This is a genomic window from Sediminihaliea albiluteola (assembly GCF_014077625.1).
GTDB classification, from domain to species: Bacteria; Pseudomonadota; Gammaproteobacteria; order Pseudomonadales; family Halieaceae; genus Sediminihaliea; species Sediminihaliea albiluteola.
In genome coordinates, this window is sequence record NZ_JACFXU010000011.1 from 60571 (window position 1) to 71085 (window position 10515).

Annotated in this window: 7 protein-coding genes; 3 read left to right on the forward strand and 4 right to left on the reverse strand. The window is 51.5% G+C overall.

Going from position 1 to position 10515, the window contains the following annotated elements; all coding sequences use genetic code 11:
* Nucleotides 1-125 precede the first annotated feature (125 nt).
* Nucleotides 126-2525, forward strand: coding sequence for a patatin-like protein (locus H2508_RS01170; RefSeq protein ID WP_182168583.1), 2400 nt, complete (start codon nt 126-128; stop codon nt 2523-2525).
* 41 nt (nt 2526-2566) lie between these two features.
* On the opposite strand, the gene mgtE is transcribed toward H2508_RS01170, so the two are convergent.
* Nucleotides 2567-3916 (reverse strand): magnesium transporter, encoded by a 1350-nt coding sequence (gene mgtE, locus H2508_RS01175; protein WP_182168584.1) that lies wholly within the window; start codon nt 3914-3916, stop codon nt 2567-2569.
* A gap of 531 nt (nt 3917-4447) precedes the next feature.
* Here mgtE and H2508_RS01180 point away from each other — a divergent pair.
* On the forward strand, nt 4448-4810 hold the full coding sequence (locus H2508_RS01180) for an MliC family protein (RefSeq protein WP_182168585.1): 363 nt from the start codon (nt 4448-4450) through the stop codon (nt 4808-4810).
* Nucleotides 4811-4878: 68 nt separating this feature from the next.
* Here H2508_RS01180 and H2508_RS01185 read toward each other — a convergent pair whose 3' ends face one another.
* The 3 genes from H2508_RS01185 to H2508_RS01195 all read right to left on the reverse strand — a co-directional run bounded on the left by H2508_RS01185 (nt 4879) and on the right by H2508_RS01195 (nt 9244).
* Nucleotides 4879-7140 (reverse strand): TonB-dependent receptor, encoded by a 2262-nt coding sequence (locus H2508_RS01185; RefSeq protein WP_182168586.1) that lies wholly within the window; start codon nt 7138-7140, stop codon nt 4879-4881.
* Nucleotides 7141-7454: 314 nt separating this feature from the next.
* Nucleotides 7455-8138 carry a Fe2+-dependent dioxygenase gene (locus tag H2508_RS01190; protein ID WP_182168587.1) on the reverse strand — a complete coding sequence of 228 codons (684 nt, stop codon included), beginning with the start codon at nt 8136-8138 and terminating at the stop codon, nt 7455-7457.
* Nucleotides 8138-9244 carry an alpha-hydroxy acid oxidase gene (locus tag H2508_RS01195; protein WP_182168588.1) on the reverse strand — a complete coding sequence of 369 codons (1107 nt, stop codon included), beginning with the start codon at nt 9242-9244 and terminating at the stop codon, nt 8138-8140. The genes H2508_RS01190 and H2508_RS01195 overlap by 1 nt, the downstream gene beginning before the upstream one ends.
* A 295-nt stretch (nt 9245-9539) precedes the next feature.
* Here H2508_RS01195 and H2508_RS01200 point away from each other — a divergent pair, with 295 nt between their 5' ends.
* Nucleotides 9540-10508, forward strand: coding sequence for an IS30 family transposase (locus H2508_RS01200; protein WP_182168589.1), 969 nt, complete (start codon nt 9540-9542; stop codon nt 10506-10508).
* The last annotated feature ends 7 nt before the right edge of the window (nt 10509-10515 follow it).

A 10515-nucleotide genomic window follows, 5' to 3' on the forward strand; every position in this document is an offset into this window, starting at 1 on the left:
TGCTAAACGCCGTTTAAACAGCGCTGGCATGGTACCAGCGCTGTGCGCTGTGCGCAGTGCGTAGCGGAGCATGGTATTGTGTAATGTGTAGATAGTCGCTTGCTTGGATACAAGGAATAGTTTGAATGAGTACACCTTCGCCAGAAGCCATCCCCGAGCGCGAATTGCGCTTGGCGCTGGTTTGTTACGGTGGCGTTTCACTAGCAGTTTATATGCACGGCATCACACGTGAAATCCTCAAGTTGATTCGCGCTTCGCATGTTTATCACTCGTTACCTGCAGCAGAGGCCGCTAGCGCCGAGTATAGCGATCTCGATGGTCATCGAGGTGAAGCAGATACCGAAGCGGTCTATTTTCGTATGTTGCAGAAAGTTGGTGGCACGATCCGTTTGCGGGTATTGGTGGATGTCATTGCAGGGGCCTCGGCTGGTGGGATCAACGGCATCATGTTGGCTCGAGCCCTAGCCTTTGACTTGTCGCTGGATGATCATCGCGAACTGTGGCTGAACTTAGCCGACGTAGAAGAGCTGCTCGACCCTGATGCCCGAGCGGGACGTCTGTCCAAGATTTATATGCGGCCCTTATTCTGGTTGGCGAAGTTGCGCTTGCGCCGCGCTGCGCGGCGCCAAGGTGCAGTTATGGAGCCGCCAGAGATGCTTCGTAATCTGTCACTGTTTATGCGTTCACGTTGGTTCGAACCGCCTTTTTCCGGCAAGCGCATGAGCGAAATGATGCTCGATGCTTTGGAGTCTATGGGCGATACAGCTGGGGCTGAGTCAGGCAGCTTATTGCCGGCAAGTTTGCCGCTGGAACTATTTGTTACAGCTACGGACTTCTGGGGTCATCCACTGACCATTCCTCTACATGACCCGCCAAAGATTAATGAGCGCGAACACCGGCACTTGTTTCATTTTCACCATCACGTGACAGCGGATGGAAAAGTTGCTTCAACTTTAGGCCGTGATCATCTGCCCTCACTGGCTTTCGCGGCCCGTGCAACCAGTAGTTATCCCGGGGCGTTTCCACCCACTCGCCTTGGTGAAATGGATGCTTTGCTGAAGCAGCGTAAAACGCTCTGGCGCGGTAGGGAAGCCTTTATCCGTTCGCAGTTTCCGATACCTCACCGCAAGGGTAAGCGGGCAGAAGATGCAGCCTTTATTGATGGCAGTGTGCTAATGAATAAGCCGGTATCGGTCGCACTGGAAGCGGTGCGGCGACATACTGCTCACCGGCAGATCGATCGACGTTTGGTGTACCTCGAGCCTAACCCAGAGATAAACAGCGATGCGGCCAGCGATATGCCCAGCTTTTTTAAGACGATTGTGGGTGCGCTATCGAGTATTCCCCGCCATCAACCGATCCGCGATGACCTGGACGATATTGGGCGCTATAACCAAGAGGTCCACCTACATCGCGAGGTGGCTAATGGGGTTCGGGAACTAGTGCTGAGCGATATGTCTGAGTTGTTAAGCAGTGAGTTGAGTAGCTTGCCCAGTGCAGAGGCGATCGGGCGTAAGCGTGAGGCGAGTAACACAAGAGCTGCCAGTGAAGCTGGCTACGCTTATGAAGGCTACACTCGCTTAAAGGTCTTAGGCCTACTAGATGAATTAGCCGGGCTATTTCAAGAGGGCTGTGTTGGTTTAGAGCACGACGAGGCGGCTAGGCAAATGCAAGCTTGGGCTTACCGCGTAGGCATACGGCCTTTGGGTAGCACAAATATTGGAGCGCTTGACCCTGAGAGCGCTCCTTGGGTCGGCTTTTTGCGTGATTATGATATTCGTTATCGCTTGCGGCGGGTGATGATGCTGATTCGCCGCTGCAATGAACTATACACCGACGAAGCTACCCGGACTATTCCTGGGGTGAGCTGTCAGCTCGATCGTTTAAAAGCTCGCCTCTATAGCAGCTCCGGTCGATTGCGTGAGCATCTAAACTGGAGCAGTCTTGAGTTTAAGGACGCTTTTTATGATGAAGACCAGTGTGATCTGATCGACTACTTTTTAGAGCGCGTGCAGAATCACTTTGATTTAAACGCCTTTGACGAATCCTTAGACCGTGAGCTAGCCGAGTGGTGTCGGGAGCTTGAAGATCTCACCTTGGTGCGTGAGGTATTAAGTGCCTACTTGGGCTTTGCTTATTACGATGTGTTGATTTTTCCAATGACGCAGAGACGCGATATGGATGCGCTGGACGAAATCAAAGTCGACCGGATAGCTGTGGACGATGCCAACTCCCTGCGTGAGGGCGGTGCAAGAGAGATTCTAAAAGGCGTGCAGCTGGAGAGCTTTGGCGCTTTCTTTTCCCGACGCTTTCGGGAAAACGATTACCTTTGGGGCAGACTCACTGCCGCAGAGCGCTTGGTTGATATCGTCGGTAGTTCAGTACCAGAAGCGGTAGCTGAAGGTTTAGATTTGGTAGCTTTCAAAAAAGACTTGTTTCTCTCGATACTGGAAGCAGAGACGCCACATTTAAAAGAGATTGACGCTGAGATGGCGGAGTTAAAGCGCAAGGCAAATAGCCTCTAAGGCATTAAGAAGTGCAAGCGGGCCTTGCGGCCCGCTGTGGCTCAGGGGATTAATATGGCTGTTGCAATGGAGAAGTAAATCAGCACGCCCACGGCGTCTGAGATTGTTGTTACCAGTGGCGCACTTGCGGTGGCTGGGTCGAACTTAAAGTGGCTCAATAAGAAGGGCAGGGACATACCCACCAAGCTACCGATGATAACCACCATGATCATAGTGAGACCGACAACTAATGCGATATCGGATCCACCGCGCAGCAAACCAACAGGTGAGACGACCACGGCCATCGTCAAACCCAGTGCAGTGGCGATTAATAACTCCCGTAAAATTAAGTTGCGCCAGTCTTTCAGTGTGACATCGCCTGTGGCGAGTGCCCGCACCATGAGGGTTGCAGATTGAGAGCCGGCGTTGCCGCTGCTGTCGATCAAAAGTGGTAAGAAGAATACCAGTGCGACATAGGTCAAAATGGTCTCTTCAAAATATGCTAGGCCAGCTCCGGAAAATAGGTTGCCAATGACCAGTAAGGACAGCCAGAAAATTCGTTTTTTATAGAGTACCGCGACACTTGCCTCACGCATATTTTCTGAGAACGGGCTGACCGTAGCAATACGCTGAAAGTCCTCAGTGGTTTCACGCTGCATAACGTCCGCGGCGTCGTCATGGGTGATAATGCCCACCAGTCTGCCACCTTCATCGATAACCGGTAGCGCGAGTAGGTCATAGTGTTCAATCATTTGCGCCACTTCTTCTTGCTTCATATCCAAGGTGGCAGATATAGGGGAGGGGTCCATAACCTCGCTAACGGGCGTATGAGGAGCAGCTAGGATCAGTTCGTGTAAGCGAATAGAGCCAATAAGTCGTCGCTCGCTGTCTAAAATATACGAGCGATAGATGGTTTCTTTTTCGGGTGCTTCGCGGCGCAACAGACCGATAGCTTCCCGGGTCGACATGTCTGCTGACAGCGTGGCGTAGTCCGAGGTCATGATCGCCCCGGCAGTACCCTCGGCATAGGATGACAAGCGGCGGATATCCTCCCGCTCTTCCCGCGCAAGGTCTCTTAACAGGCGCTGTTGCTGCTCGGGTGTCAGCAGCTTGAACAGGTCGGCTCGGTCGTCGGCACTCATCCGAGTGACAATTTCTGCGAGCTCACCGCGGCTCAGCCAAGCGACGAGTTCTGCCTGAAAACTAGCCGGCAAATAGCCAAAGGTTCTTACACGTCGTTGCAGGTCGAGAGTCAAAATCTCTGATTTGGCTTGTTCGTAGGGTAGCTCTGCGATCCACGCAGCTAAGTCAACGGGATGAGCGGTTTCGACAAAGTGCACGATGGTCTCGATAGCTGCATCGGCGGACGGGATCGGAGTCACCTTGTTTAAGCTGGTTTCGGTATTTGGCATCAGTCCGCTCCTTCGAACATAGTGGGGACGGGTAAGGTCGTACAAATAAGCACAGTAGCGCTATTGCAGGGGGTGACGGAAGCTCCGCTGTATTTTTGCCATAAACAGCTACATTGGAAAGCTTTGGCAGTGCTTAAAGCTTGAGCTGCTTGGCTGAGTAACGCGAAAGCTGATTAGACCGCTGCATAATAGCAGCACAACAGCTAAGGGCTAGCCTCAGATGCCTTCATGCGGCAAAGGTTCCACAGTAAATAGCAATACTACGCTCATTTTTTGCTGCCCACGGCCTCTAGGGGCTGTGCTAAGTTAGGACTTTTTAATGAAACTTATGACCAGCCTATTAGTCCTAGAGCTGTAGATCTTAGTAGTATCAATCGCTGGGATAGTGTTAATCACTTTGTATAAAAGCTGTGTCTGTTGAGCAGTAATTGTTTTAATAGTTGATAAGAGTAGGGGATATTAAGCTAAGCGCGTGGTAGCAAGCCACTGTAGAAGGTGAGTTTCCTCTTTATTTAGCACCAGGAGAGATATATGAAAAACCTAATTAGCACAGCTGTTATGGCAGCCTTTATCACGGCTTGTGGTCAAAGTTCTGATGAGAGTAATGCCACATCAGCAGCTGGCTCGCAGTTCGCACCTTTCTCACAGAGCTATAGCTGCGAAAGCGGTCAGTCACTGGAAGCTGAGTATAGCTCTACAGAGACAGTTGTCGTCCATTATCAAGAGAATACGCAGGAGATGAAAATAGCCGTCTCTGCCAGTGGTGCGCGCTACGCCGGTGAAGACTTAGAGTGGTGGATTAAAGGCAGTGGTAAAGGTTCTGAGGGTGTTCTTTTTGACCATCAAGAAGACGGTACAACAGGCGAAATAATCGATAACTGCATAGCCGATTAAGTAAGCTGGTGAAAATTAAAAGGCGACTTAGACCTGCTGGCTAAGTCGCCTTTTTTGTTACTTAGTGATTAGTACTCATAGATCAGGTCGATACCGTAGGTGGCAGGTTCAGCCCAGCTCACTGCGGAGAAGGTGAAGCCAGCGGGACCAAGCGGCGTAGGCACTACGGCGCCACCTAAGCCAATTACGTGCTGACGATACTCTTTGTCGAAGATGTTGCGCCCCCACAGAGCCACTGTTGCTGTATCTCCACGTGGAAGATCAAACACAAAACCTATGCGTGCATCGACCAAGCCGTAGCTTGGGCGCGAGTAAAAGTCGCGGTTAGGCACACCTGGGCCTGCTGGTGTGGTGTCGTAGACTTTCGACTGGTAACTGTAGTTTACCGTTGCATTGGCTTCCATGGAAGCAGTGCGCCAGAAAGTGTAGTCAGCCGTCAGGTTCACGCTGTTTTCAGGCGAGTAGGGCACCACGAATAGCTTTTTGATCTCATCCCCCACTTGATAGGGAGACAGGGGGTTGATGACCGGATCAAAGATTGAACCGGTGCTGGCAATCACCTCGTCATACTCAGGGTCAAGATAGGCGTACTCCAACTGTAGCCTTAGGTCCGGGGTAGGCATCAAAATGACCGAGAGCTCTGCCCCTTGAACTGTCGCTTCACCGGCGTTGTAGGACTGTACCAGCGAGGCATCGTAGGAGTCTGCTGTAAAGGCCAGCTGCATGTCGGTAAACTCACTGTAGAACAGCGCTGTGTTGACTTGTAGGCGGCGATCCCACCACTCTGACTTTAGCCCCAGTTCATAGGTGGTGACTTCTTCGGGGTCAAAAGTCTGGTCAAAAGTTCCCGGTGCAGATCCCTCTGACGAGCCACCTGCCTTATAGCCCGTAGAGACCTTGGCGTATGTGCTCAGACCATCATTCCACAAAAAGTTAACAGTGAAAGAGGGGTCAAACTGTTCAAAGCTTTGCTTGTTACTGGCATTTAGCTCCAGTGGGAAGTTATTGACCAAGAAGTCTCGTGTCGCTTCACGCTCATCTTCGGTGTAGCGAGCACCCAAGGTAAGCTCCAAGCGATTATCCAGCACCGGTGGGGTCCAAGTTACCTGAGAGTAGATCGCCTGTGATTTTGCAATTGAAGTAACATCGCGGTCTTTGTCGACGATGCCACCGCCCACGGGAGTGAGGTCGGTCACATAGTTCTGGTAGTGATCGCTAGTCTCTTTGAAATAGTAAAGGCCTACGATGTACTCGAGGTTGTTGCCTACATCACCGATAAACTGCAGTTCTTGTGAGAATTGGCGGTTATCAATGCCGTCAAAGGCATAAGCAGGGATAGTGAAAGATTCGGCGTAGTTCTGATAGTTGTCGAACTCCAGCTCACGGTAGCCTGTTAGGGATTTAACGGTGAGCGAGTCAGTGGCTTCCCAAGTTAAAGTCAGGCCGTGACCTTCAAAAACAGACTCACTGGGCTTTAGGTCCATTGGGCGGTAAGTCTTTCCAGAAGGCTTTTCACCGGTGATATAGCCCGGGTACAGACCGGTGTCGATGGTGCTCTGGTAGTAGATAGGGGCAGATTCCAGCGTGCCAGTTTCTAGAGAGTAATCGACGGTAAAGTCTTCAGCAGCATCCCAGCGCAGAGCTAGGCGTCCGCCTAACTGGTCGTTCATGCCAAAGTCGGCACCGCCTGCGTTTTTGACGTAGCCATCCTGGTTGCGCTTCATCACCGTCAGTTTGGCGGCAAGATCGCCGATAGCTGGTAGGTCCACAGTAGTTAGACTGCGAAAGTAATCGCGGCTACCAAAAGACAAGTTCTGCTTAAAGCCGAATTCACCGGTCGGTTTAGCCGTAATCAAGTTAACTGCACCACCCGTGGTGTTACGCCCGTAAAGTGTACCCTGTGGGCCACGCAAGACTTCGACACGCTCCAAGCCAGCCAAGTCAAACAGGGCCCCTTGCGGACGCGAAATATAGAGTCCATCAATATAGAGACCAACCGAACCATCACTAGTCACCTGCATTGGATCGGATACACCTTGACCACGCATGTAGAGGATGAGCAGGTCAGAGGAGGGGTAGGGCGTTTGCGACAGTGTCGGCATCGACTTAACGATATCGTCATAGTCCAAAATACCGCGTTTCTCCATGTCATTACTGGTCAAAGCAGAGATAGCAATCGGTGTTTCTTGTAGGTTCTCTGTACGTTTTTGGGCAGTAACAACGACTTCTTCGATTTGTGCTTGGGCGCCACCAGCAATGACAGCCAATACCGCCAAGGGTAGTGCGGCACGGCGGGCACTGAGGCGCTTCAAGTTTAGGGTTTTACTCATTAAGGGCTCCATATTATTTTGCTATGTATAGGCACAAACGACGCCAATATTTGTCACCAGGTGATGATGTTACAAATGGCTTAGAATGTAAGCTCGGCGCGGGATAATAACGCGTATCAAAGAATCTATCTACCGTTTCTCGGTAAAACAAAATGAAGCTCGCTGAGAACGCAGTGCCATCGGACTTATTGCTGAGCAAAGTTGGTTCAGCAATAAAGACCTAGGCCAAGATTGCTACACAGGGATAGTAGGCAAAGCCTTGATGAGCAAGTAGCTGTGGCCAATTGCAAAGGGTGCTTTTGCTGACTTTGTCGCTACACTTCAGCCCAGCGTCGTAGTAAATTATGATACAGGCCATTCAACTGTAAGATATCAGGATCTGCCTTTGCTTGCCGGGGGCTTAGAGCTTGTATCGACTGATCTAAGTCAAAAAGTAGGCTGCGTTCCTCATGATCTCGAACCATGCTCTGGATCCAGAAGAAGGAGCTGACACGCCTACCATGGCTAACTGGCTCGACCCGGTGCAGGCTGGAAGAGGGGTACAGCACAAGGTCGCCGGCTGCCAGCTTGATCTGCTGCGCGCCAAAGTTGGTCTCAATGCTCAGCTCCCCGCCTGCGTATTCATCTGACTCGGACAGAAATAAGGTAGCAGAGAGATCACTGCGAAGGGTGCCAAGATTGCCTGGCAGTTGCATAAGCGCACTATCTACATGAGTCCCATAATGACCGCCGTCACTATAAGAATTAAACTTTGGCGGATAGATCTTTTCCGGCAAGGCTGCTGAAATGAACAGCGCATGGCGACCCAAGCGTTGCAGAATGTAGTTGCCCAGGTCTATGGCGATGGCGTTGTTGTCATCAAGCTGTTGATTATGTTTAAGCTCTGCGGCAAGAGTGCCGGCAGTTTGTTGTCCGTGTTGCCACTCGGCTTGATCTAAGTGCTGTCTAAATCGCCTGACTTCGGCTTTACTTAATACAGCGTTAATTACCGTTAACATTAGATAGCTCCCATAAGGCACTGAGGCCCTATGTCATTGAGAGTGGGGGTGCCTGCAAGTGCCATGCACAGTTCCAGTTCATCCCGCAGTAACTTGAGCATATGCGCAACTCCAAGTGCCCCAGCCACTGCAAGTGCATAAGCCTGTAATCGGCCGATAAGCACCGCATCGGCACCACTGGCAATTGCTTTGAAAATATCTGTCCCACTGCGGATTCCACCATCAAGTAGTAGCGGATAGTGGGCCCCTAGGACATCGCGTATAGCTGGCAGCAAGTGTAGGCTGGCAGGCATGCCATCGAGTGATCGGCCACCATGATTGGAGACAATTTGTCCGGCGACGCCCATGGACTGTAGACGAAAGGCATCATCTGGGTGGGCCACTCCTTTCACAATGACTGGCAGGGTGGTTGTTTCAAGTAACCAGGCAAGATCTTCCCAGTCAGGCGCTTCGGACATCATTCCATGTAATAAGATACTCTGGTTTGGGGCCAGGGCGCGTTGTGGCAAAGGCTTATAATCTTTAAGGTTGGCGGGTGTGGTGCTCTTTAGTTGCGCAAAGCCGGCACGCTGAGCCCGATGACTCAGAACTTGCAGCGGTGTATCGAGAGTCAACACAAGCGCCTCATAGGCTGCACCTTCTGCTCGGCGTATTAAGTCAAGCGTATCCTCACGCCGCGGCTGCCAGTAAAGCTGAAACCATTTAGCTGAGTTGCTCGCTTCAGCAATGACTTCCAAAGTGAGAGAACTCATAGTACTGGCAACTAGACAGGTAGCGCTCACCTCAGCTGCTCTGGTCACAGCAAGCTCGCCTTCCTTATGCAATAAGTGCTGGTGTCCAACAGGCGCTAGTAGCATGGGGCTCTCTAGCTTCGTCCCACATAGCTTCAGTCTTGTGCTTGCTTGACTGAAGTTATTGAGTAGCTGAGGGCGAATATTTAGGCTCTGGAAAGCTTGCTGGTTAGCTCGCAGAGTATATTCGTTTCCACTACCTCCTCGAAGCCAGGCCAGTGTGCTGTCAGCTAGATGGTTTGCAGCGTGATTTTCGTACTCTGCAGCAGCTAATATTCCGTCTGGAATAGCATTTAAAGAAGCATCAGCGGCCATGATAATTCCTAGGGTATAAAAAATGAGTAACACTCAGGCGGGTAGTGAGGTGCTAAACCTCACTACCCGTTAAGCATTATAATTTAAAACTCATATGACAGCGTCAAACGAACATTGCGCCGATCGCCGATATAAGCAAAAGCACCACTGCGGTAGGACGCCAGATAGTAATCTTTGTCGGTGATATTATTCAGGTTCCCGGATTCAACTCGTAAGTGCAACTCAATAAGTCGGAATGGAGGGCGAGCTGCGGTAGCATCTCGGCTCATCGTTCCGGCAAGAATGAGAAGCACAGATGAGACACTACGCACAGCTAACCCAAGAGCAACGATATCAAATTTACGCCCTGATGAAAGCAGGCCATAGCCAGACAGAGATCGCCAGCATCGTCGGCGTTCACAAGTCCACCGTGAGTCGGGAGATGCGGCGCAATCGCGGCCTGAAGGGCTATCGGCCCAAACAGGCTCAACAGTTAGCTCTACAGCGCCGTCAGTGCAAGGTACAGCCTCGTATTGCCCCAGGCCATTGGAGCCGGGTTGAGGAGCTGCTGTGCGAGGATTGGAGCCCTGAGCAGGTCAGTCTCTGGTTGGCACAGGAAGAGCAGATATCCATCAGCCACGAGTGGATCTACCAGTACATTCTGGAGGACAAGCGCCGGGGCGGTCAGCTACACCTCCGTCTGCGCTGCCAGAAGCCGCGGAGAAAGCGCTACGGTAGTTATGATCGCCGCGGTCAAATTCCCAATCGAGTCTCTATCGAGAAGCGACCTAGCATTGTGAGCGAACGAGCCCGCCTGGGTGATTGGGAGCTCGACACTATCATAGGCAAACATCACAAGCAGGCGATCGTTTCACTGACTGAGCGAAAATCACGGCTGGCACTTATTTCCAAGGTTTCCAGCAAAGAGGCCGAGGGTGTCAAGGACGCGGTAATTGAGCTGCTCGGGCCGCTGTCAGCTCACGTCCATACCATTACCTCGGACAATGGCAAAGAGTTCGCCTGCCATCAGATCATAGCCGAAGCGCTCGCCGCAGACTTCTACTTTGCTCATCCCTACGCTTCGTGGGAGCGCGGACTGAACGAAAACACCAACGGCTTAATCCGCCAATACTTCCCAAAGGGCAGCGACTTCACTGACATTACTGAACAGGATATTGAGCACGTCATGGAAAAACTAAACAATCGTCCGAGGAAGTGCCTTGGCATGAAAACACCGAATCAGGTATTTTTCGGCATTAACCCGCCCGTTGCACTAGCCAGTTGAATCCGGG